Origin of the sequence: Gordonia ajococcus, assembly GCF_012974285.1 — a bacterium.
Lineage (GTDB): Bacteria > Actinomycetota > Actinomycetes > Mycobacteriales > Mycobacteriaceae > Gordonia > Gordonia amicalis.
This window is the reverse complement of the sequence record NZ_CP052884.1, coordinates 2,032,435-2,055,029: the sequence shown is the minus strand read 5'-3', so window position 1 is coordinate 2,055,029 and position 22,595 is coordinate 2,032,435. Positions and strand designations below refer to the sequence as shown.

The 22,595-nt window shown below is 68.0% G+C and carries 23 protein-coding genes; 2 read left to right on the top strand and 21 right to left on the bottom strand.

Annotated features, from left to right (window positions below; translation table 11 throughout):
• Positions 1 to 30 precede the first annotated feature (30 nt).
• The 16 genes from lgt to hisD form a co-directional block, all read right to left on the bottom strand.
• Positions 31 to 1,899 carry a prolipoprotein diacylglyceryl transferase gene (gene lgt / locus GAA2_RS09395; protein WP_159405624.1) on the bottom strand — a complete coding sequence of 623 codons (1,869 nt, stop codon included), beginning with the start codon at positions 1,897 to 1,899 and terminating at the stop codon, positions 31 to 33.
• A 176-nt stretch (positions 1,900 to 2,075) separates the two neighbouring features.
• Positions 2,076 to 2,885 (bottom strand): tryptophan synthase subunit alpha, encoded by an 810-nt coding sequence (gene trpA / locus GAA2_RS09390; RefSeq protein WP_024498861.1) that lies wholly within the window; start codon positions 2,883 to 2,885, stop codon positions 2,076 to 2,078.
• Positions 2,882 to 4,216 carry a tryptophan synthase subunit beta gene (gene trpB / locus GAA2_RS09385; protein ID WP_159405623.1) on the bottom strand — a complete coding sequence of 445 codons (1,335 nt, stop codon included), beginning with the start codon at positions 4,214 to 4,216 and terminating at the stop codon, positions 2,882 to 2,884. Before trpB ends, trpA begins: the two co-directional genes overlap by 4 nt.
• 61 nt (positions 4,217 to 4,277) lie before the next feature.
• Positions 4,278 to 5,096, bottom strand: a complete 819-nt coding sequence (gene trpC / locus GAA2_RS09380; protein WP_024498859.1) for an indole-3-glycerol phosphate synthase TrpC — start codon at positions 5,094 to 5,096, stop codon at positions 4,278 to 4,280.
• A 196-nt stretch (positions 5,097 to 5,292) separates the two neighbouring features.
• Entirely contained in the window at positions 5,293 to 6,063 is a 771-nt protein-coding gene (locus GAA2_RS09375) for a TIGR02234 family membrane protein (RefSeq protein ID WP_159405622.1), read from the bottom strand.
• Complete coding sequence (locus GAA2_RS09370; RefSeq protein WP_159405621.1) at positions 6,060 to 7,652, bottom strand: anthranilate synthase component I; 1,593 nt, start codon at positions 7,650 to 7,652, stop codon at positions 6,060 to 6,062. Before GAA2_RS09370 ends, GAA2_RS09375 begins: the two co-directional genes overlap by 4 nt.
• Positions 7,649 to 7,828, bottom strand: a complete 180-nt coding sequence (locus GAA2_RS09365) for a tautomerase family protein (RefSeq protein ID WP_005196179.1) — start codon at positions 7,826 to 7,828, stop codon at positions 7,649 to 7,651. The genes GAA2_RS09370 and GAA2_RS09365 overlap by 4 nt, the downstream gene beginning before the upstream one ends.
• Before the next feature lie 39 nt (positions 7,829 to 7,867).
• Positions 7,868 to 8,239, bottom strand: a complete 372-nt coding sequence (gene hisI, locus GAA2_RS09360; protein ID WP_024498856.1) for a phosphoribosyl-AMP cyclohydrolase — start codon at positions 8,237 to 8,239, stop codon at positions 7,868 to 7,870.
• A 19-nt stretch (positions 8,240 to 8,258) separates the two neighbouring features.
• A complete protein-coding gene (gene hisF / locus GAA2_RS09355; protein ID WP_024498855.1) occupies positions 8,259 to 9,032 on the bottom strand; it encodes an imidazole glycerol phosphate synthase subunit HisF in 774 nt (257 codons plus the stop codon).
• A gap of 110 nt (positions 9,033 to 9,142) precedes the next feature.
• Positions 9,143 to 9,964 carry an inositol monophosphatase family protein gene (locus tag GAA2_RS09350; protein WP_159405620.1) on the bottom strand — a complete coding sequence of 274 codons (822 nt, stop codon included), beginning with the start codon at positions 9,962 to 9,964 and terminating at the stop codon, positions 9,143 to 9,145.
• Positions 9,964 to 10,707: a bifunctional 1-(5-phosphoribosyl)-5-((5-phosphoribosylamino)methylideneamino)imidazole-4-carboxamide isomerase/phosphoribosylanthranilate isomerase PriA gene (gene priA / locus GAA2_RS09345; protein WP_159405619.1), complete on the bottom strand. Its 744-nt coding sequence runs from the start codon at positions 10,705 to 10,707 to the stop codon at positions 9,964 to 9,966. The genes GAA2_RS09350 and priA overlap by 1 nt, the downstream gene beginning before the upstream one ends.
• Before the next feature lie 64 nt (positions 10,708 to 10,771).
• Positions 10,772 to 11,083 (bottom strand): hypothetical protein, encoded by a 312-nt coding sequence (locus GAA2_RS09340; protein ID WP_159405618.1) that lies wholly within the window; start codon positions 11,081 to 11,083, stop codon positions 10,772 to 10,774.
• Positions 11,080 to 11,721: an imidazole glycerol phosphate synthase subunit HisH gene (gene hisH, locus GAA2_RS09335; RefSeq protein WP_006437803.1), complete on the bottom strand. Its 642-nt coding sequence runs from the start codon at positions 11,719 to 11,721 to the stop codon at positions 11,080 to 11,082. The genes GAA2_RS09340 and hisH overlap by 4 nt, the downstream gene beginning before the upstream one ends.
• Positions 11,718 to 12,341: an imidazoleglycerol-phosphate dehydratase HisB gene (hisB, locus tag GAA2_RS09330; RefSeq protein WP_006437802.1), complete on the bottom strand. Its 624-nt coding sequence runs from the start codon at positions 12,339 to 12,341 to the stop codon at positions 11,718 to 11,720. Before hisB ends, hisH begins: the two co-directional genes overlap by 4 nt.
• Entirely contained in the window at positions 12,338 to 13,501 is a 1,164-nt protein-coding gene (locus GAA2_RS09325; protein WP_159405617.1) for a histidinol-phosphate transaminase, read from the bottom strand. Before GAA2_RS09325 ends, hisB begins: the two co-directional genes overlap by 4 nt.
• Positions 13,498 to 14,841, bottom strand: a complete 1,344-nt coding sequence (hisD, locus tag GAA2_RS09320) for a histidinol dehydrogenase (protein ID WP_024498849.1) — start codon at positions 14,839 to 14,841, stop codon at positions 13,498 to 13,500. Before hisD ends, GAA2_RS09325 begins: the two co-directional genes overlap by 4 nt.
• 285 nt (positions 14,842 to 15,126) lie before the next feature.
• Between hisD and GAA2_RS09315 the strand changes: the two genes are divergently transcribed.
• Positions 15,127 to 15,582 (top strand): hemerythrin domain-containing protein, encoded by a 456-nt coding sequence (locus tag GAA2_RS09315; RefSeq protein WP_035760451.1) that lies wholly within the window; start codon positions 15,127 to 15,129, stop codon positions 15,580 to 15,582.
• Positions 15,583 to 15,638: 56 nt separating this feature from the next.
• Here the strand turns inward: GAA2_RS09315 and GAA2_RS09310 are convergent, their stop codons facing one another.
• From GAA2_RS09310 to GAA2_RS09290, 5 genes are all read right to left on the bottom strand, one after another.
• The gene (locus GAA2_RS09310) at positions 15,639 to 16,667 is read right to left on the bottom strand and encodes an ABC transporter substrate-binding protein (protein ID WP_024498847.1); all 1,029 of its coding nucleotides are present in this window, start codon (positions 16,665 to 16,667) and stop codon (positions 15,639 to 15,641) included.
• 102 nt (positions 16,668 to 16,769) lie between these two features.
• Positions 16,770 to 17,141: a ferredoxin family protein gene (locus tag GAA2_RS09305; protein WP_024498846.1), complete on the bottom strand. Its 372-nt coding sequence runs from the start codon at positions 17,139 to 17,141 to the stop codon at positions 16,770 to 16,772.
• Entirely contained in the window at positions 17,138 to 18,751 is a 1,614-nt protein-coding gene (locus GAA2_RS09300) for an FAD-dependent oxidoreductase (RefSeq protein WP_191834912.1), read from the bottom strand. Before GAA2_RS09300 ends, GAA2_RS09305 begins: the two co-directional genes overlap by 4 nt.
• Positions 18,744 to 19,499 carry an ABC transporter ATP-binding protein gene (locus tag GAA2_RS09295; RefSeq protein ID WP_024498844.1) on the bottom strand — a complete coding sequence of 252 codons (756 nt, stop codon included), beginning with the start codon at positions 19,497 to 19,499 and terminating at the stop codon, positions 18,744 to 18,746. The genes GAA2_RS09300 and GAA2_RS09295 overlap by 8 nt, the downstream gene beginning before the upstream one ends.
• A gap of 3 nt (positions 19,500 to 19,502) precedes the next feature.
• On the bottom strand, positions 19,503 to 20,378 hold the full coding sequence (locus GAA2_RS09290) for an ABC transporter permease (protein ID WP_024498843.1): 876 nt from the start codon (positions 20,376 to 20,378) through the stop codon (positions 19,503 to 19,505).
• A 273-nt stretch (positions 20,379 to 20,651) separates the two neighbouring features.
• On the opposite strand from GAA2_RS09290, the gene GAA2_RS09285 reads away from it, so the two are divergent.
• Positions 20,652 to 22,268, top strand: a complete 1,617-nt coding sequence (locus tag GAA2_RS09285; RefSeq protein ID WP_191834911.1) for a DUF222 domain-containing protein — start codon at positions 20,652 to 20,654, stop codon at positions 22,266 to 22,268.
• The last annotated feature ends 327 nt before the right edge of the window (positions 22,269 to 22,595 follow it).

The window sequence follows — 22,595 nt, the reverse complement described above, 5'->3', positions numbered from 1 at the left end:
TCTCTGGAGGGCGCTTTACTGGGGTCTATTTCAGGGGCGGCGGCGACCGAATCTGGAGGCGACCCGGCGGCGGAAACTGCTCGTGGAGTCGGTCTCCCCGGCGTCTGGTCGGTCTGCGTCGGTCGCTTCCACGTCGGCGTCATCTGGGGCAGCAGATTCTGCGTCACCGGTTTCGGCGGCAGACGACGTCACGTCGCTGTCGGCGACGTCGCTTGCTGCGTCCTCGGATTCGGCGACGCCGCCAGCCTCGGATTCCGTGACCCCGGACCCAGTGGTCTCGGAGTCGGCTACCTCGGCGTCGGCGACCTCGGAGTCGGCTGCCTCGGTCTCCGGCTCGGGTACGTCGGACTCCCCTGCGTCCGAGTCGACCGTGTCCGACTCAACCGTGTCCGAGTCGACCGTGTCCGACTCAACCGTGTCCGACTCAACCGTGTCCGACTCAACGGTGTCCGATTCGACGGTGCCCGACTCTTCCGCGTCAGACCCGACGGCCTCCACATCAGCTGAGTCCGAATCAACTGTGTCCGACGCAGCTGTGTCCGGCTCAGCTGTGCCAGGCGCCGTGTCACCGGTTGGCTGCACGTCGGCGGACTCAGCGCCGGCCTCCGTGACCGCGGTTTCGTCGACCGCGGATTCCTCGAGCGCGGTTTCGTCGACCGCCGATTCGGCAGCCTCGGTGCCGTCGCCGTCCGCGGTCTCGGTGTCGGCCTGCGAGTCGTCCACCGCGCTCGGCTCGGCGTTATCGGCCGCCTGATCGGCGGATTCACCGTCCTGTGCTGTCGCTGTCTCGGCCACCGCCGGTTCGGCACTTCCGGTGGTCTCGGTCGTCTCCGCGCGCTCCGCCGCCTCGGCCTCCTTTGCCTCCTCGGCGATCTCGTCGTCGAGGACGTCCAGGGTGGTGGCGCCTGCTGCCGGCTCGACCTTCTTACCGTCCAGGTCGTCGAGATCTTCGTCGTACCAGTCGTCGACGTATCCGGCGACGCCCTGCTCCTCGAGTTCGGCGGCACGTTCGGGGTGGTACATCTCCAACCCTTGTTCACGTCCCTTGGGCGCGACCACGAAGTAGACGATCGCGCACACGAACACGAGCGCGGCCGTGAAGAGGTTCGGACGGATCCCGGCGATGTCGTTGGCGACGGCGGCACGGTCGTCGCGCAGCATCTCGATGAAGAACCGGCCAAGGCAGTAGCCCGCGATGTAGAGCGCGAACAGGCGACCGTGACCGATGCGGAACCTGCGGTCGATGACCACCAGCAACACCACGATCAGCACGTTCCACAGGAGTTCGTAGAGGAACGTCGGCTGGACGATGGCGACGACGACGCCGTTGGACTTGCCGTCGATCAGGCCCGCGTCGGAGTAACCGGCCTCGTTGACGCGCTCATAGATCTTGAGACCCCAGGGCAGCGTCGTCTCGCGGCCGTACAACTCCTGGTTGAAGTAGTTGCCGAGCCGGCCGATGGCCTGCGCCAACAGGATCGGCGGGGCGATCGCATCGCCGAAGGCGGGCAACCGGATGCCGCGGCGTCGGGCGCCGATCCACGCTCCGACCGCACCGAGCGCGACCGCACCCCAGATTCCCAGACCCCCGTCCCAGATTCGCAGGGCGTCGAGCGGTTCTTTGGGGGCGTCGGCCCCGAAGTAGGTCTTCCAGTCGGTGATCAGGTGGTAGAGACGACCGCCGAGGAGACCGAACGGCACCGCCCAGATCGCGACGTCGAGGACCTCGCCTTCCTGTCCCCCGCGGGCGATCCACCGGCGATTTCCCCACCAGACCGCGACGATGATCCCCGCGATGATGCATAACGCATAGGCGCGCAGCGGGAACGGTCCGAGATCCCACACGCCCTGGGGCGGACTGGGGATGTAGGCGAGCATCGTCGAGGTCGGCGCGTTCACGGTGCAACCCTATCCGACCGGGCCACTCACGCCCGTCGGTCCGGGTGCCGGGTGGCGCGCCTGGCCTCGATACGGGCCCTCTGGTGGCCCCCCGGCCTCACTCGACCAGCAGGACACGCAGGAGCCGCAGGAGACGCAGGAGACGCCGGCGAACGACTCGCGCAGCAGGGCCGGCGTCAGACGGCGGCGTGGCGCGACCGCACGCCCTCGGCGAGTTCTGCGGTGAGCGAAGCCAGTCGGTCCTGGCCGGCCTTGGCCGCGGTCACGAGTGCCGACCCGACGATGACGCCGTCGGCATAGGACGCGATCTGGGCGGCCTGTTCGCGGTTGCGGACACCGAGGCCGACGCCGATGGGGATGTCGGAGTACTCGCGGACGCGGGCGCACAGCTCGGGAGCCATGTCCGACACCGCGTCACGCGCACCGGTGACACCCATGGTGGATGCGGCGTACACGAATCCGCGCGATGCGTCGACGGTGTATGCGATGCGTTCCGTGGTCGACGACGGCGCGACCAGATAGATGCGGTCGAGCCCGTGCTCGTCGGAGGCCGCGTGCCATGCGGCCCCTTCCTCGGGGATCAGGTTCGGCGTGATGAGACCGGCGCCGCCGGCGTTGGCGAGATCGCGTGCGAACTTGTCGACGCCATACTGCAGCACCGGATTCCAGTAGGTCATCACGACCGCGTTGCCGCCCGCCGCGGTGATCGCCTCGACTGCCGTGAACACGTCATGGACGCGGACGCCGTTGGTGAGGGCGAGATCGGCGGCTTCCTGGATCGTCGGACCGTCCATCACCGGATCGGAGTAGGGCACCCCGACCTCGATGATGTCGCAACCGGCGTCGACCATCGTGCGGAAGGACGTCAGCGAATCGTCGACGGTCGGATAACCCACCGGGAGGTAGCCGATCAGGGCGGCGCGGTTCTCCGCGCGGCACTTGGCGAACACCGGTCCGGTTTTCGACGGGATCGTGTCTGCGCTCATGCCTGCTCTCCCGGTTGCCCGCTGGTGGTCTTCGCCTCGTCCTGTGACGGTGGGGGATCGAAGAGGCCGAACCAGCGCGCCGCGGTGTCGACGTCCTTGTCGCCGCGTCCGGAGAGGCTGACGACGATGATCGAGCCCTCGCCGAGTTCCTTGCCCAGCCTGAGCGAACCGGCGACCGCGTGGGCCGACTCGATGGCCGGGATGATCCCTTCCCGACGGCTCAACAGCGCCAGTGCGTCCATCGCCTCGGTGTCGGTGATCGGACGGTACTCGGCCCGGCCGGTGTCCTTGAGATAGGCGTGCTCGGGGCCGACGCCCGGGTAGTCGAGACCGGCGGAGATCGAGTGGGATTCGATCGTCTGACCGTCCTCGTCCTGCAACAGGTATGAGTACGCGCCCTGGAACGCTCCCGGCGTCCCGCCGGTGAAAGTCGCTGCGTGACGGCCGGATTCGACACCGTCACCGGCCGCCTCGAAACCGACTAGGCGAACGTCCTTGTCGTCGATGAAGGGGTGGAATATCCCGATCGCGTTGGAACCACCACCGACACAAGCGGTCACCGCGTCGGGCAGGCGTCCGGCCTTGTCCAGGATCTGGGCGCGAGCCTCGAGACCGACGACGCGCTGGAGGTCACGGACCATGACCGGGAACGGGTGAGGTCCCGCGGCGGTGCCGAAGCAGTAATACGTGTTGTGCGCGTTGGTGACCCAATCGCGCATCGCCTCGTTGATCGCGTCCTTGAGGGTTGCCGAACCGTTGTCGACGGCGATGACCTCGGCGCCGAGCAGGCGCATCCGAGCGACGTTGAGCGCCTGACGGTCGGTGTCGACGCGACCCATGTAGATCACGCACTCGAGACCCAGCAGCGCACACACGGTGGCGGTGGCGACACCGTGCTGACCGGCACCGGTCTCCGCGATGATGCGGTTCTTGCCCATCCGCTGAGCCAGAAGCGCTTGTCCCAGAACGTTGTTGATCTTGTGCGAGCCGGTGTGGTTGAGGTCCTCGCGTTTGAGGAAGATGCGCGCTCCCCCCGCATACTCGGCGAGACGCTTCGCTTCGTACAGCGGCGACGGCCGTCCGGCGTAATCACGCTGCAGACGGTCGAGTTCGGCGAGGAAGTCGTCGTCGGAGCGGATCTTGTAGAAGGTTGTGGTGACCTCGTCGATGACGGCCATCAACGCCTCCGGCACGTGCCGTCCGCCGTAGACGCCGAAGTGACCGCCCTCGTCGGGTTCGATCGACGTACGCGTGGTCAGTCCGGTGCTGGCGGGCGGAAGCACCGTGCTCGCGGAAGAATCAGGATGGGCCGAATCAGGATGGGCGGTCACTACATCTCACAGTCGATCGGGCCGACGACGACATGGACCGAACACGGCCCGAAGGCGTATGTCAGCGAACTGGTTTCGGGCACGACGGATGGGTACCCGCGGTGACCAGCTCACGCACCGCGGCGCGGGGGTCACCACTTGTCACGAGTCCCTCACCCACCAGGACGGCGTCGGCGCCCGCGCCGGCATAGGCCAGCAGGTCGGCGGTTCCACGAACGCCGGATTCCGCGATGCGGATGATCTCGGTCGGCAGGCCGGGGGCGATCCGCGAGAAGGTGTCCCGCTCGACCTGCAGGGTCTTCAGGTTTCGGGCGTTCACGCCGACCACCGACGCGCCGGCCTCGAGGGCACGGTCGGCTTCTTCCTCGGTGTGGACCTCCACAAGGGCGGTCATGCCCAGGCTCTCGGTGCGGTCGAGCAACGAGGCGAGGACGTTCTGTTCGAGGGCCGCCACGATGAGCAGGATGACGTCGGCGCCGTGGGCGCGGGCCTCGTGGATCTGATACGGCCCGACGATGAAGTCCTTGCGCAGGACCGGGATGTCGACCGCTGCACGAACGGCGTCGAGGTCGGCGAGTGATCCGTGGAAGCGACGCTCCTCGGTCAGCACGCTGATGATGCGGGCGCCGCCCTGTTCGTAGGCCTTGGCGAGTTCGGCGGGATCGCCGATCGAGGCGAGCTCCCCCTTCGACGGACTGGCGCGCTTGACCTCGGCGATCACACCGATGCCGGGCTGGCGGAGCGCCGCCATGACATCCCGGGGAGCGGGAGCCTTCGCCGAGGCGGCCTTGACAGCAGCGAAGTCGACCACCGCTTCACGTGCGGCGACGTCGGCTTTGACTCCCTCGATGATCGACTCGAGAACGTTGGGCATGCTCACAGCGACTCCGCTCCCTTCCGCTCGTCGTGTGGTCTCAGGGTAGACCGATCGTCTCGGCGGCCTGTCGTCGGGTTGGCCGAATCTCCACAAACCCGCAACCGTCCTCGACTGTTACGCATGTCTCAGTACGCATATCCCCGGCCTGTCGGGTGCGTCTCCCGGAGAACTCCGGTCGGGTCATTGCTCGCCCGGAGGGTCAGCGCTCGTCCGGATCGGACGACTCTGTCGGGTCGATCCCGGTGTCGAGCGCGTCCCACATCATGCGCTCGTTCGCGTCGGGATCGTCGCCGGGCCGGCCGTCCTTCCCGCCCGTCTCGACCTCGCCCGTGGCCGGGGTGTCACCGGTCGTGGCGTCCGCCGCGGCCGCCTTCTTCCTTCGCTCGTAATCGGCGAAGATCTCGGTCTCGAGCTCCTCCCGCCGGGCGGCGGGAGTCTTGTACTTGGACGACATCCTCGCACCCTTGGCCACCCGGAGCAGCACCACGGCGGCGACGACCGCGCACACGGTGCCGAGCAGCACCAGCGCGGCAGGCGGCCACTTGGTGTCGGTGTAGAGCACGATGTACCGGTCCGGGATGTCGCCCGCGTCGGCGGCGTACTCGGAGTCGGTGCCGCCGGTGATGAGTGAGATCGCCGGGAACGCGGCCAGCACACCGCCGGCGGCGACCAGCAGAGCGACGAGGCGCAGGCCCCAGCCCCGCACGGACAGCACCGCGGCGATACCGGCGAGATAGACCAGGGCGAGCGGCGTCAGCCAGGGGCTCCAGTCCGATCCCTTGACGTCGAACGCGCGCTGGGGTGAGAGGCCGTCCTCTGCCGAGACCGTCGCCCACGTCAGCCGGCTCGCACCCCAGAACGCGGCGGCGGTGGCCGCCATCAGGATCGCGGCGATGATCTGCGGACGGCGCGACGACTTCGGCCGGGACTTCGGCGCGGCGCCGTCGGCCGGCTGCTCGGCTGAGGTCACGACGTCTCCCCTCCAGGTGTCTCCCCGACCCTGCTCATCGTCGACGCGGCGGCCACGGCATTGAGCACCGCGGTGGCCTTGTTGCGTGCCTCGTTGTACTCGTATTCGGGTTCGCTGTCGGCGACCACGCCGCCACCGGCCTGCACGTAGGCGTGCCCGCGTGCGAGAAGCGCGGTGCGGATGGCGATGGCGGTGTCGGCGTTGCCGGCGAAGTCGAGGTAGCCGACGATGCCGCCGTACAGGCCGCGTCGTGTCTTCTCGTGTTCGTCGATCAGTTCCATCGCGCGCACCTTGGGCGCTCCGGTGAGGGTTCCCGCCGGGAAGCAGGCGGTGACCGCGTCGAGCGCGTGCTTGTCCGTTCGGAGGGTTCCCGAGACCGTCGACACCAAGTGCATGACGTGGCTGTACCGCTCGATGTGGCGGTAGTCGCTGACCTTCACCGTGCCCGGGACGCACACGCGACCGAGATCGTTGCGGCCGAGGTCGACGAGCATGAGGTGTTCGGCGTTCTCCTTCTCGTCCTCCAGAAGGCCCTTGCCGAGCAGCTGGTCCTCTTCCTCGGTGGCGCCCCGCCAGCGCGTTCCCGCGATGGGGTGCGTGGTCGCGACCCGGTCGGACACGGTGACCAGCGCCTCCGGGCTGCTGCCGACGATCGTGAACGGCTTGCGTGCGATCGCATCGGGAGCAGCGGTGTCGCTGTTCGCCTCGGTCCCCGGCATCCGCAGCAGGTACATGTACGGGCTGGGGTTGGACGCGCGGAGCACGCGGTAGACGTCCAGCGGATCGGCGTCGGTGTCCATCTCGAAACGCATCGAGGGGACGACCTGGAAGGCCTCGCCCGCCTCGATCTCGCCGACGAGGCTCGTGACGATCTCGCTGTACTCCTCCAGGGAGCGCTGCGCGGTGAAGTCCGGCTTGGGCCGGTCGAAGGTCGAGACGGTCGAGGACGCCGGTGCGGCGAGCGCCTCGGTCATCCGGTCCAGCCGCGCCACGGCGTCGGCGTAGGCCTCCTCGACGCGTTCGTCGGAGCCGTCCCAGTTCACCGCGTTGGCGATCAGAGTGATCGTGCCCTCGTGATGGTCGACGGCGGCGAGGTCGGTGGCCAGCACCATCATCATGTCCGGCAGGCCGAGGTCGTCGACGGTGGTCTCCGGGAGGCGTTCGAGACGCCGGACCATGTCATAGGCCATGAACCCGACGAAGCCACCGGTCAGCGGCGGCATACCCGGAAACGGGTCGGTCCGCAGGACGCGCAGCGACTCGGCCAGCACCTCGAGCGCGTCTCCACCTTCGGGCGCGCCCACCGGCACCGATCCCCACCAGTGCGCCTGACCGTCGACGACGGTCAGCGCCGATGGCGCTCCGGCCCCGATGAAGGACCAGCGCGACCAGGAGCGGCCGTTCTCCGCCGATTCCAGCAGGAAGGTGCCGGGACGGTCGCCGGCCAGCTTGCCGTACGCCGACAGCGGTGTCTCGGAATCGGCGAGCACTTTTCGGGTCACCGGCACCACGCGATGGTCGCGGGCGAGGTCGAGGAATTCGGAGAGGGACGTCGTGTGCGCCACGGCCGCCGAGTTCACGCCGCTCATCCGAGGGGCTCGCCGCCGACGCCCCACTGGGTGCGCGGTACCTCGGTGATCGTCACCCAGACGGAATCCGGGTTCTTGCCGGTTGCCTTGGCGTACGCCTCGGTCACCGCCGCGATGGTCTCGCGCTTGACGCGGTCGGAGAGTCCGGGGGTCTGCGAGATCTGGATGAGGGGCATGCAGCGTCACCGCCTTTCGGGTGTGATCACGATGGAAATCTACTGTGCGGAATCGACGGGACGGGCTTCTGTTCCGAAAGGCAGCGAGTCGGTGTCGAAACAGCTGTGGTTGCCGGTATGGCAGGCCGCGCCGACCTGGTCGACGACGAGCAGCACCGTGTCGCCGTCGCAGTCGAGGCGTGCGTCGTGCACGTACTGGGTGTGGCCGCTGGTCTCGCCCTTGACCCAGTACTCCTGGCGCGAGCGCGAATAGTAGGTCGCCGTGCGTGTCGCGAGGGTGCGCTCGAGGGCGGCATCGTCCATCCACGCGACCATCAGTACGTCACCCGTCGAGCGTTCCTGGGCGACCGCACTGAACAACCCGTCGGCGTTGCGCTTGAGACGTGCGGCGAGCTCCGGATCGAGTGCCATCAGCGTTCTCCTGCCTGTGTCATCGGACGGTGATCCCGGCGTCCCGCATGGCCGCCTTCACGTCGTGGATGGTGAGTTCACCGAAGTGGAACACCGAGGCGGCCAGCACCGCGTCCGCACCGGCCTCGACAGCGGGGGCGAAGTCCTCGACACGGCCGGCACCGCCGCTGGCGATGACCGGAACCTGCACGGCCTCGCGCACCGCCTTCAGCATGCGCAGGTCGAAACCCTGCTTGGTGCCGTCGGCGTCCATCGAGTTCAGCAGGATCTCGCCGACCCCGAGCTCCTGACCGCGCCGAGCCCACTCGATCGCGTCGATACCGGTGCCCTTGCGGCCACCGTGCGTGGTGACCTCCCAGCCTGACGGCGTCGGCTCGGAACCCTCCGGCACGGTCCGCGCGTCGACCGACAGGACGATGCACTGCGAACCGAACCGCCGGCTCATCTCGGCGAGGACCTCGGGACGTGCGATCGCGGCGGTGTTGACGCTGACCTTGTCCGCGCCCGCGCGCAGCATCGTGTCGACGTCCTCGACGGTGCGGATGCCGCCACCGACGGTGAGCGGGATGAACACCTGGTCGGCGGTCCGCTTGACGACGTCGATCATCGTCGAACGTCCCGAGCTCGACGCGGTGACGTCGAGGAAGGTCAGTTCGTCGGCACCCTCGCGGTCGTAGCGTTCGGCCAGTTCGACCGGATCTCCGGCGTCACGCAGGTTCTCGAAGTTGACGCCCTTGACCACTCGACCGTCGTCGACGTCGAGGCACGGGATGACCCGGGTCGCCAGCGTCATCGTCGTGACTCCTTCAGCTCGTTGACCTGTGGTGCTTCCATGGGATGCTCTCGCACCTCTCTCATCGGTGGCTGCCTCATCGGTGGCTGCCACGTCTCGGTTCTGCGGGGTCACGCCGACCAGTCCTCGACCGTTTCGTCGATCACCGCCATCAGCCCTGCGTGCACCGTGGGTGCGCCGGCCACCAGCGACGGGGACGCGACCGTCCAGCGCTCCCCCGCCAGGTCGGTGGCCACGCCACCCGCGGCGCGGACCAGTGCGGCGCCCGCCGCGTTGTCCCAGGGATGACGTCCGAAGGCAACAGCTCCGCCGAACACGCCCGAGGCGGTGAACGCCATGTCCACGCCGGTGCTGCCGGTCATCCGGATCCGTGCGACACGTGAGCTCAGCGCGCGCAGCAGGTCGGCCCGCTTGGATCCCGCATAGCGACCGCGCCCGGCCGCGTTGAACGGCCCGAAGGCGATCGCCGACTCGTCGAGGGCCGGATCGGGCGGTGATTCCACGGCCACACCGTTGACCATCAGTGGTCCGTCCGCGTGGGCCGCGTACTTCCGGTCCAGGAGCGGCAGCCAGGTCAGACCCAGCGTCGCCTCACCGTCGACGACGAGACCGAGCAGGATGCCGGTCAGCGGCATGCCCGCGGAGTAGTTGAAGGTCCCGTCGACCGGGTCGAGCACCCATACCGGGCCGTCGATCGGATCGGCACCGCCGAACTCCTCACCGTGGACGGGGATCTGCGTCCGGTCCTCGAGTTCGGCGGAGATCTGCCGTTCCAGGTCGAGGTCCACCTGGGTGGCGAAGTCCGTCCCGCCCTTGTGCACGGCGCTCGGCGCGCCCAGCCCTTCGACGAAGGTCTCCACGGCGGCGTCGAGGACCGATCCCGCGGTGTCGAGCAACCGCGGGAGGTCGAGCGAACTCTGGGCTGCGCTCATCAGACCCCGGCGACGGCCGTGAGCGCCTCGGGCAGGGTGAAGCGGCCGGCGTAGAGCGCCTTGCCGACGATCGCGCCCTCGACGCCCTGGTCGACGAGACCGGCGATCGCGATCAGATCGTCGACCGCCGAGACCCCGCCGGAGGCGACGATCGGTGCGTCGGTGGCCGCGGCGACCTCGGCGAGCAGTTCGAGGTTCGGGCCCTTGAGGGTGCCGTCCTTGGATACGTCGGTCACGACGTAGCGCGAGCAGCCGTCGCGGTTGAGGCGCTCGAGGACCTCCCACAGGTCGCCGCCGTCGGTGACCCAGCCGCGGCCGCGCAGCCGGTAGGACTCGCCGTCGCGGATGACGTCGAGGCCGACGGCGATGCGGTCTCCGTGGTCGGCGATCGCGCGGGCACACCATTCCGGGTTCTCGAGGGCCGCGGTACCGAGGTTGACGCGCGTACAACCGGTGGCCAGCGCCGCGGCGAGCGACTCGTCGTCGCGGATGCCGCCCGACAGTTCCACCTTCACGTCGAGTTCGCCGACCACACCGGCAAGGAGCTCACGGTTGTCACCACGGCCGAACGCGGCATCGAGATCGACGAGGTGAATCCACTCCGCACCGTCGTTCTGCCACGCCAGCGCCGCGTCACGCGGCGAACCGTACGAGGTCTCGGTGCCGGCCGCGCCCTGGACGAGGCGGACCGCCTGCCCGTCGGCGACGTCGACGGCGGGAAGGAGTTCGAGGGTGCTACCCATGGGTGGAGTTTTCCTGTCTGTTCTCGGGTCGGACTGTTGTGTCCTGGCTGTCGTGGGAGAGGGGTCAGGCCGGCGGGTGGTCGTCACGGGCTGCGATCAGATCGGCCCGCGCGCGGTTGACCATGCGATTTGCCACCGTACCGATCGCCGCGATCATCGCGACCACCGCCGCCAGCGCGGCGATCAGACCGGCGACCGGCGACCAGTTCGCCAGCAGGACGATGATCGGGATGGACACCGCCAGAACCAGCACACCGGCGCCGAGAGCGTAGAACGCGAGCTTGGCGATCGAGAAACCGCCGCCCGCCGACGGGGTGTCGGCAGAGTTCCCGACGGCCCCACCGCCTGCATCGCCGGCCGGCGTGCCGCCGGTCATGAGAGACCCTTCACCCAGTTCTCCAGGAGTTGGGCTCCGGCATCGCCGGACTTCTCCGGATGGAACTGCGTGGCCGAGAGCGGTCCGTTCTCGACGGCAGCCAGGAAACGTCCGCCGTGTTCGGCCCAGGTCAGCTTCGGGGCCGCGAGCGGCGAACCGACGTTGTCCATCTCCCAGCTCTGTGCGGCATACGAGTGCACGAAGTAGAAGCGGGTGTCGGCGTCGAGTCCGGCGAACAGCACCGAGTCCTCCGGGGCCTCCACGGTGTTCCAACCCATGTGCGGCAGGACCGGAGCCGGCAGCTGGGTGACGCTTCCGGGCCACTCCCCGCAACCTTCGGCCTCGACCCCGAACTCCACACCGCGTTCGAACAGGATCTGCATGCCGACGCAGATGCCCAGGACCGGGCGTCCGCCGGCGAGGCGCCGACCGATGATCCGGTCGCCCTTCACCGCGCGCAGACCTTCCATGCACGCAGCGAACGCACCGACACCGGGCACGACGAGACCGGTCGCCTCGAGTGCGGTGTTGAAGTCGGAGGTCACGGTCACCTGGGCGCCCGTGCGCTCGAGCGCCCGCTGCGCCGACCGCAGGTTGCCCGAACCGTAGTCGAGGATCGTGACGTCGGCCGCGCTCACAGGGCACCCTTCGTCGACGGCACACCGGTCACGCGTGCGTCGTATTCGGTTGCCGTGCGCAGGGCACGCGCAACGGCCTTGAACTCGGCCTCGGTGATGTGGTGCTGATCGCGGCCGTAGAGCACCCGCACGTGCAGGGCGATGCGGGCGTTGAGGGCGATCGACTCGAAGACGTGCCGATTGATGATCGTCGAGTACGGCACGCCCGGGTATCCGCCGATCACCGCGGTGAGCAGGTGGTCCGGTTCGCCGGTGTGCACGCAGTAAGGACGGCCGGACACATCGACGACGGCCTGCGCGAGGGTCTCGTCCATCGGGATCCAGGCGTCGCCGAAGCGGCGGATGCCCTTCTTGTCGCCGAGAGCCTGACCGAGCGCCTGTCCGAGGACGATGGCGGTGTCCTCGATGGTGTGGTGTCCCTCGACCTCGATGTCGCCCTCGGCCTTGACGGTGAGGTCGAAGCTGCCGTGCTGGCCGAACGCCGTCAGCATGTGGTCGTAGAACGCGATACCGGTGGAGATGTCGGTGATGCCGGTCCCGTCGAGATCGAGCTCGACCGAGATCGAGGATTCCTTGGTGGTCCGTTCGACCTTCGCGATGCGAGGCGCGGGGGTGCTCACTGAGAGTTCTCCAGATCTGTTGTTGCGAGCGTGCGGCTGACGTCGAGGAAGGCGTCGTTCTCGGGTGGGAGTCCGATGGTCACCCGCAGGTGGCCGGCGATCCCGACGTCCCGGATGAGGACACCGGCATCGAGGTAACGCTGCCAGGACGCGGGAGCATCCCGGAAGCCGCCGAACAGCACGAAGTTCGAGTCCGAGTCGACGACGCGGTAGCCGAAGCCGGTGAGCGCCGTCACCACGCGTTCGCGTTCGGCGATGATCTCGGCGACACCGGCGAGGGTGTCGTCGCTGTGACGCAGTGCGGCGCGTGCGGCGGCCTGGGTGAGCACCGACAGGTGGTACGGCAGGCGGACGAGCTGGATGGCGTCGACGACGGCCGGTGCTGCGGCGAGGTAGCCGAGGCGTCCGCCGGCAAAGGCGAAGGCCTTCGACATGGTGCGGCTGACGACGACCTTGGTCGGGAACTCGTCGATGAGCTCGGTCGCGCTCGGTGCGGACGAGAACTCGGCATACGCCTCGTCGACGATCACGATGCCGGGTGCGGCCTCGACGATGCGCCGCAGATCGGTGAGCGGGATCGAGCCACCGGTCGGGTTGTTGGGCGAGGTCACGAAGACCACGTCGGGTTCGCGGTTGGTGACCTCGGCGACCGCGTAGTCGATGTCGAGACCGAAGTCGGGTGAGCGCGCGGCGACGAGCCAGGCGGTGTCGGTGCCGTCGGAGATGATCGGGTGCATCGAGTACGACGGCACGAAGCCGAGCGCACGACGCCCGGGACCGCCGAACGCCTGCAGCAGTTGCTGCAGGATCTCGTTGGAACCGTTTGCGGCCCAGAGGTTTTCGGCACCGAGCTGCACTCCGGTGGCTCGGGTCAGGTAGGCGGCGAGGTCGGTACGCAGGGCGATCGCGTCGCGGTCGGGGTAGCGGTGCAGTTCCGCCGCGGCGTCACGGGCCGAGGCGGCGACGTCGTCGATCAGGGCCTGCGACGGCGGGTGCGGGTTCTCGTTGGTGTTGAGGATCACCGGCACCTTGAGTTGCGGTGCGCCATAGGCGGACTTACCGCGCAGGTTCTCGCGCAGCGGCAGGTCGTCGACGGTGATGCCCGAGCCCGGGACGTTGCTTCCCGTGACGTTCGTGACAGGCGCCTCCGATGCCGTCACGAGCGCACGCTCCCCGCGAAGCGCTGCTTGACCGCATCGCCGTGACCGGGCAGGTCCTCGGCATCGGCGAGGGTGACGACCTTGTCGGCGACCTCACGCAGTGCGGCCTCGTCGTAGTCGATGACGTGGACACCCTTGAGGAATGTCTGCACCGACAGGCCCGACGCGAAGCGCGCCGAACCCGAGGTCGGCAGAACGTGATTGGAGCCCGCGCAGTAGTCGCCGAGACTGACCGGCGCATACGGGCCGACGAAGATCGCACCCGCGTTGTGCACGCGGTCGGCGATCGCGGCGGCGTCGCGGGTCTGGATCTCGAGGTGTTCGGCGGCGTAGGCGTCGACGACGGCGAGACCGGCTTCGAGGTCGTCGACGAGGACGATGCCGGACTGCTCCCCCGACAACGCGGTCGTGACACGCTCGCGGTGCTTGGTCGCGGCGACCTGCTGGTCGAGTGCGACGTCGACGGCATCGGCGAGCTCGGTGCTGTCGGTGACGAGCACCGAGGCGGCGAGGACGTCGTGTTCGGCCTGGCTGATGAGGTCGGAGGCGAGGATGCCCGCGTCGGCCGAGTCGTCGGCGAGGATCGCGATCTCGGTGGGTCCGGCCTCCGAGTCGATGCCGACCACGCTGCGGCACAACCGCTTGGCGGCGGTGACGTAGATGTTGCCCGGGCCGGTGATCAGGTCGACCGGGTCGAGGACGGCGCCCGGCTCGTCGGCGGCATCGGTATCGGTTCCTCCGTAGGCGAGCAGCGCGACGCCCTGTGCACCGCCGACCGCCCACACCTCGTCGACGCCGAGAAGCGCGCAGGCGGCGAGGATGGTCGGGTGTGGCCAGCCACCGAAGTCCTTCTGCGGAGGCGACGCGACGACCAACGAGCCGACGCCGGCCTCCTGCGCGGGGACGACGTTCATGATCACCGAAGACGGATAGACCGCGTTGCCGCCGGGAACGTAGAGCCCCACGCGACGCACCGGAATCCACTTCTCGCTGACGACACCGCCGTCGACGACCTGGGTGTGGGTGGTCTCGCGCCGCTGGTCGGAGTGCACCTTGCGCGCACGGGTGATGGATTCGCGGAGCGCGTCGGCGACCTGGGGGTCGAGACCGGCGAGGGCATCGGCGATGACCTGGGCGGGGACCCGCACCGAGGCGGGCCGCACACCGTCGAACTTCTCCCCGAATTCCAGCGCCGCGGGCGTGCCGGTCTCGGCCACCGCATGCACAACCGGCGTCACCGTGTCGAGTACGGCATTGACGTCGGTACCCCCGCGGGGCAGCGCGCGACGCAATTCGGCGAGCGTCGGCGTGCTACCGCGCAGGTCAATTCGGGCGAGCATGATCTCTCCTGGTCGGTGCGGGAATTTACCCGTCCAGGATACGGGTCGGTGGCCAGCGGGTTTCTGGTGCGGGTGGGGAGGGTGTGCCGACGTCTCGCGTACTCGTCGTTCCCGACCACCGCCGACCGGCGAGAGACACGCGACAACCCATCATTCCTCGTACCGTGGGATGTGGGTGGAGGGCTCACATTCCCGCAACCGGACCGAACGAGCGGACCGTCGAGGGACGGCGGGGTGAGTGGACAGAGAGGTGAGAGAGTGTGCCAATACTGCGGTTGCCGGGACATGCCGCTCCTGCGGGATTACACCGCCGAACACGAGCGGGCCGTGAACCTCGGCGGCGATGCGGTCCGCGCACTCGATGCGGGTGACGTGGATCGTGCACGTGACCTCGCCGGAAGGCTGACAGTCGAACTCCGGTCGCACTGGCGTGGCGAAGAAGACGGCCTGTTCTCCCAGCTGCTCGACTCCGAACACGACCTCTTCGCCGAATACATCGACCCGCTCGTCACCGAGCATCGCGAACTCGGCACCTTCCTGGACTCGATGGACCTGTCAATCCCGGAAGACCGGGACCGATTCCGACGCGAGGTCTTCGCCCTGCACCGGCACATCGCGAAGGAGGAGGACGCCCTCTTCCCCGCGTCGGTCACCACCCTCGACGGCGACCAGTGGGACGCCGCGATCGCCGCGTGGGAAGCCGCCCACCCCGGTGAGCGACTACTGGGCACCGGGATCTAGGCGGCCGGGACCCTTGACCGGCCGCGGGAGCCGCATGAGTACGGAGGCACCTCCGATCAGGGGTTCTTGTCGATCGGCGACCGCTGGAACCAGCTCTCGAGGTCGAAGTCGGACTTGATGCTGCCCTGCTCGACGAGGAACGCCTTGGTGCCGGTGAGCAGTTCGACGGCATCCGCGGGGAACGGTTCTTCGGAGTACCCGTCGGGATTCGCTGCGGCACGGACCGCCGCCTCGGGAGCCTTGGAGTTGCCGAGTTCGAACTGCAGATACTCGTCCCAGTGGTCCTTGGCGTAGTCGACCGCGGAGGCGTGCAGCTTCTGCCAGATGGGCGCGAACTCTGGGTTCTTGGTGAGGAACTCCTCGCTGCTGACGGTCACACTGGTCCCGGCGAGATTCGGACGGTCCCGGTAGACGGAGTCGACGAGGTGGAACCCCTTCCCTTCGAACGTCTGCAGGGCGACCGACGGGATGACGCCCGGGAGGGCCGCTGCATCGATCTCGCCCGAGTTGAGTGGCGCCTCTTGATCTGCCGGGTACAGATGGATCAGGTTCGCCGAGATCCCCTCCTCGGCCAGGGCTCCCTGCAGGTACCGGTCGATGTAGGACCCCTTCGGGACTCCGATGTTCTTGCCCGCGAGGTCCGAGAGTGTCTTGATGGACGGGTCCTTCGCGACGACGCCGGCGTCGTTGTTGAACTGCTGAACCGCGACCAGTCGCGTCTGCAGGCCGGATCCGCGGGCCACCAACGCGGGCGTGTCGCCGTAGTTGGCCACGTCGAGTCGCCCCCCGACGAGGGCCTGGTTCAGATCGGGACCGTTCGGGAAACTGAACACCTCCACCTTGCTGACCCCGAGAGGCGCGAACGCCTCGAGGAGTTCGCCGCGGCTGTGTGCGAACCCGACCGGGCCGGCGATGACGTTGCTGGAACCGATGACACCGATACGGAGGGTGTCGATGACGTCGCGCTGGGCCGAGGACGTGTCGTCGGATCCGCATGCGGCGACGGCCATGACCGCAGATGCGGCCGCAAGGACGGCGACCGTGCGCGTGAATCGGCGGATCGGATGACGGCGGTCGATGTTCATGGGTGAGTTCTCTGTTCGTGGCGCGATCCCGGCAAAGGCATGACGAGAGCGCGCGGGTTCGGTGAACCGGTTGCGGTTCAGGTGATTTCGACTGAGGTGTGTTCAGCCGATGGAGGGAGAGGGTTCGTCGAGGATTCGCTCGACGAGCCGTGGCGGCGGATCCCCGTGCGGAATGGGCGGTCCGACGGCCGTTCGGCTTCCCGGCTGACGCCCCTTCCCCCAGCCCAGCTTCTCGCGGTAACTGCCGATCAGTTCCTCGCGGACCGTGTCATCGGAACCGATCGGCGTCGATTGAGGACTGACATAGAGCGCGTCGGTCGGGCAGTACGCCTCGCACATGAAACACGTCTGGCAGTCCGACTGTCGCGAGATCACCGGGATACCGTCTGTGCCCGTGTCGAAGACGTTCGTCGGGCAGACGTTCACGCACTTGTCGCAGGCGATGCAGGCGGACGCGACGACGAGTTCGATCATGCCGGAATCCTCGCGAGAGTCCCGGTTCCGACGTGGCCGGTCGGGCGAGGGCCGGAGACCCACACCTCGTCGAGTCCACCGGTACGCACATGTGCCTGCTGGGCGGGATCGAGACCCGGGATGTCGTCGCGCTTGCTCATCCCGCGGGATTCGGTGCGCGCCAGCGCCGATCGATAGATCCAGCGTCCGACGGCGGTGATCGCGGCGGCCTCTCTCGTCCGGATGCGACCTGCCGGCGTCGGCGCTCCATAGGAGCTGTCGGCGACGCCGTCCCACAGGGAATCGAGCCCCCGCAGAGCAGCGGCCATCCGATCACCGGTGCGAATGTAGTTCTTGTCGAACGGAGTCAGCTCGGCCTGCGCCGCTGCCACGACCTCGTCGGCGCTGAGCGAGCCGTGGGTGAGCGACAACCCGACGGTCCCCGCGCCGCGGAGCCGGTCGATCGGCACCGCGCCGCCCGCGCTGCGGGACGCTCGGGCGGCCGCCGCACCGGCGAAGCTGCCGGAGGACATCGCCCACGCCGAATTGTGGCTGCCACCACCGGTGAAGCCGCCACAGATGCGCTCGCGGGTCGCCGCGTCGCCGGCCGCGTACAGGCCGGGTACTCCCGTCCAGCAGTCGTCGTCGACGACGTCGATGCCGCCGGTTCCCCGCACGGTTCCCTCGGCGAGCAGGTCGACCTCGAAACGCTGTGTGAACGGGTCGATTCCACGGCGATCGAACTGCAGGAAGAAGTTGGGTTGCCCCTTCCGCATCTTCGCTGCGACCGTCTCGTCGGCACGGTCGAGTTGGGCGAAGACGGGTTCGTTCAGCAACGTCCGGGCGATCATCGACCTCCCCTTCATCGACCCCGCGCCCTCGACGATGCGTCCGTCGGCGTGGAAGAAGGTCGCGTACCCGTAGTACGCGGTCTTCGTTACCGTCGAGCCTTTGGGGACGATGGCGTAGGCGTTCGCGAACTCCATGCCGGAGAACGACGCCCCGACCTCGGCTGCCATGAGTGCACCGTCACCGGTGTCGACGTTGGTGCCCAGCGCTGTGGACAAGAACGCGCAGCCACCGGTGGCGAGGACGACCGCCCCTGCCGTGACGCGGAAGTCGCGATCGGCCTGGCGCTGGTAGCCCACCGCGCCGCCCACCGCGCCGGACGCGTCGGTGAGGAGTTCGAGAACCGGCGAATGGTCCAGGATCTGCACACCGCGGCGCTGGACCCAGGCCCGCATCCGTCGCATGTACTCGGGGCCCTGGACGCCGGTACGGATGGGTTCGCCGGTTCGGTCGTCGACCGGGAACGGATACCGGGCCTCGGTGCCCAGCCGGTGCATATTGGCGTAGGTCTGGTCGAGCACCCGGTCCATCCACGCGTGGTCGGCGAGGTTTCCGCCCAGCGTCTCGCGGCTCGCCTTGGCCTTGGCGCGCTCGTCAGGATCGGGAGCCACGTACCAGACACCGGTTCCGGCGGGCGCCGTCGTGCCCGAGGTACCGCAGTATCCCTTGTCGACGATGATGACCTCCGCACCCGCGTCGCGGGCATGGATGGCCGCCCAGGTGGCCGCCGGCCCGCCGCCGATCACGAGCACATCGGTGGACAGCGTCAGTTGCTCAGACATGTGTGTACTCCTGATCAGTGGTGGTCGTTCGGATGGGTTCGCCGTCGCCGACACCGAGTCCGGCGAGCAGACGCGAACGTAGGGCGACGAACTCGGGATCGGTCACCCGGCGAGGACGGGGAAGGTCGACGACGATCTCCTCGTCGATGTGGCCGCCCCGCAGGATCAGGGCGCGATCGGCGAGCAGCAACGCCTCTTCCACGTCGTGGGTGACGAGAAGAGTTGCCGGGCGATGTGTTTCCCACAGTCGCGCGACGAGCTTCTGGGCGTTGATCCTGGTCAGTGCGTCCAGTGCACCGAACGGTTCGTCGAGCAACAGCAGTTCGGGCTCGCGGACGAGGCCGCGGGCCAGTGCCGTCCGCTGCGCCTCGCCACCCGACAGGGTCGAGGGCCACGCGTCGGACTTCGAGGCGAGACCGACCTCCTCGAGCGCGCGTCTTGCACGGTCCCGCGTGTTGCCGCCGCGTAGGCCGAGAGCGACATTGCGCCATACGGACAACCACGGCATGAGCCGGTGTTCCTGGAACACGATGGCCTTGGCGGCCGGGGCCTCGATGATGCCGGTGAATCCACGGTCGAGGCCACCGATCCCCCGCAACAGCGTGCTCTTGCCCGAGCCACTCGCCCCGAGGAGGGCGACGAACTCTCCCGGTTCGATGGTCAGATCGACGTCGGCCAGGACCGTCCGCCCGTCGAACTCGCGGCCTGCTCCGGCGACCACAACCCTGTTCTCGTTACCGATGACCATCTGTCACCGACCTTCGAATCCGTTGCGCCAGGACAGGAACCGGCGTTCGAGCACACGCACGGCGATGTCGGTCAGCAGACCGAGGATCGCGTAGATGACCAGCACCAGGAAGATCTGGTCGGTGCGGAGGTATTCCTTCGCGTCGTTCATCAGGAAGCCGAGACCGACGGGCGTCGTCTGCATCTCCGCGACGACGAGCACCAGCCAGCCGATACCCAGCGCCTGGCGGAGGCCGACGAAGATCTGCGGCAGTGCACCGGGAAGGACGACGTATCGGATCAGCTCGAACCGTGTCAGTTCCAACGACTCCGCGGCCTCGATCAGTTTCTGGTCGACCCCACGGATGCCGGCGACGACATTGAGATAGATCGGGAAGATCGGCGCCACGATGATGAGTGCGATCTTGAACTCGTCGCCGATCCCGAACCAGATGATGAACACCGGCACCAGTGCGACAGCCGGCATCATGCGCAGTACCTGGACGGGCGCGTTGACCACATCCTCGGCGACCTTGAACAGTCCGGCGGCGGCACCCAGGACGGCACCGATGACGATACCGATGGCCAGGCCGATGGCCACTCGACGCCCGGAGGCGGCGAGGTGGGTCCACAGTTCACCGGTGCGAACGAGTTCCCAACCGGCGGTGACCACCTCGGTCGGCGCAGGCGTGGTGGCACCCAACCAGTCTCGTGCTCCGAGCTGCCAGACACCGACCACGAGGATCAGGCCGATGGACTGGCGCAGGACACGAATCGAATTGGTACGCAGGAGCGGGAGTCGGCGCGAGCGCGACGTGGACCGCACCGGCGTCGCCGCGGTCGCTGGTGCCGCGGGCACGGCACCGACGACACCCGGAGGCGTCGAGAGCTCGAGAGTCATGAGAGATCCGCCTGAGAAGTGGGCTGGCCAGGACGTTTCGGACGCTACTGACACGTCCCACCGTGAGGGACCCTTTGGCCCAGAGTGATTCAGAACACCCCACCGCCCGAACGACAGAGTGATCTGCGGTCATCATGCACCGAAGTCCCGCGCGTCCTAGCACGCCGTACCGACAATTCGCGACGGATAACTGATGATCGGTTTTCATTGCACGGCAACGCGATAGCGCGTACTGTCGAACATACATTCGCAGGACGGACGGGGGTGTGCAGCATGTCCAGCAGTGAAGCCATCATCACTTCAGACGTGCCGCCGTCGCGGGCCACCGAACTCGTTCGCAGTCTGCACGCCCTCATTGATGGGATCCAGACTGTCGATCTGGCCTCGTGCACCGATTCCGAACTCGTGGAGGTCGCCGCGGAGACCGAACGTGCCGTCGCGCGACTGAGTTTCGCCGGGGACCGTCAGGTCGTCGAAGCCACCGAACGTGACCTACCCCGTAAGACCGGGCACCGCAGCGTCATCCAGTTCATGACCCACCGCCTCCGGATCGCCGAACCCATGCGGCGCCGCGACCAGATGTCGGCCACCGCAACCTTTCCCAGCCCTACCGGCGAACCACTCCCACCCCAGCACCCCACCCTGGCCGACGCCTTCGCCGACGGACATGTCGGCCCCGCCCATGTGCGTGCGGTCATCGACGTGCTCGACCAGATCCCGCACGCCGTCGACCACGACGTGAAGATCGCCGCCGAACGACAGATGACCGAAATCGCCGTCGACCACACCCCCGCCGACATCACCAACCTCGGCGCACGCCTGTTGGCCCACCTCGACCCCGACGGAACACTCGCCGACGACACCGACCGCAAACGCCGTCGCAAACTGTCGGTCAACCGGCAACGCGCCGACGGCACCGCCAAGATGTCCGCCGACCTCACACCCGAACTCCTCGCGCGGATCACCATGCTGCTCGCGGTCTGGGCCAAACCCGGCATGAACAACCCCGACGACCCCGAATCACCGCACGGGTCGATCGAGAATGCCGACCCCGAGATGGTCGAAGCCGCGGCCGCACGTGATGATCGCAGCGATGCGCAGCGCAACCACGACGCGTTCAACGCCTTGCTGAAGGCTGTGCTCGAGGACGGCCTGCTCGGCAAGAGTCACCGCGGGTTGCCGATACAGGTGATCGTCAAAGCCGACCTCAACGATCTGATCCGCGAAGCCGGGTTCGCCACCACCGCCACCGGCACTTTGATCCCCATCCCCGACCTCATCGACCTCGCCGCCGACGCCCAACACTGGCTGGCCGTGTTCAAAGACGCCACCGCGATACCGCTGTACTTCGGACGCGGCAAACGCCTGGCCACCCGCGAACAACGACTGGTGTCCTTCGCCCGACCCGACGGCGAGGTCTGCTCCACACCCGACTGCGACCTATCCGCAGCACACGTGGAAATGCATCACGCCCAACTCGATTGGGGCCTCGGCGGACTCACCGACATCACCGACCTCGCACCCGCGTGTCCGAAACACAATCGGATGGTCGGAGGGCAACCCGGCCAATACACCACCCGCATGGTCCGCGAGGGCCCCGACGCGGGCCGTTGCGCCTGGCGGCTCAACGCCGAACCCGGCGCGCCTCCGAATCCCGAACGCATCAACCGGCGACCCGACATACCCCGACGCTTCGCCGAGCACCTTGAACAGGTGCGCACCGAAATCCACGGACCCGACCCGGCGTCCGGCGATCAGCCACGCCTGCACCTGCGCCAAGTCATCGACCTGCGCAACGCCTCCGACGCCGAAGCCACCCTCGCCTCGATCCTCCTCGCAACCTTGTGCCCACGACCTGCGGGTACTTGGACCTCAATGATCCCGGAGTAGCTGCGGACGAACATCTCCCGCAGTACCGTGAGGCACATGCCAGCCTATTGGGTCATGTTCGTCGTCGCGCTGATCTCGTGCATCATCATCGGGGTCGGATTCATGGTCGGAATCCCCGGCAACAAGGACTGATTTCCGGTCCCTGATTCCGCGGCCGCGCCCGAGTGCGCGCCGTGATGATCGCGCGCGCAGATAAGTCTCCGCTTCATCGCCACTTCGGGCACACCGGCGCTACTCCCAAGCAGCGCTGTGCCGGAAGTGGCGATTCTACGTGTGTAGCGGGGTGTCGCACCTCACACTTCCCTGTTACTCTCTCGATACTTCAGG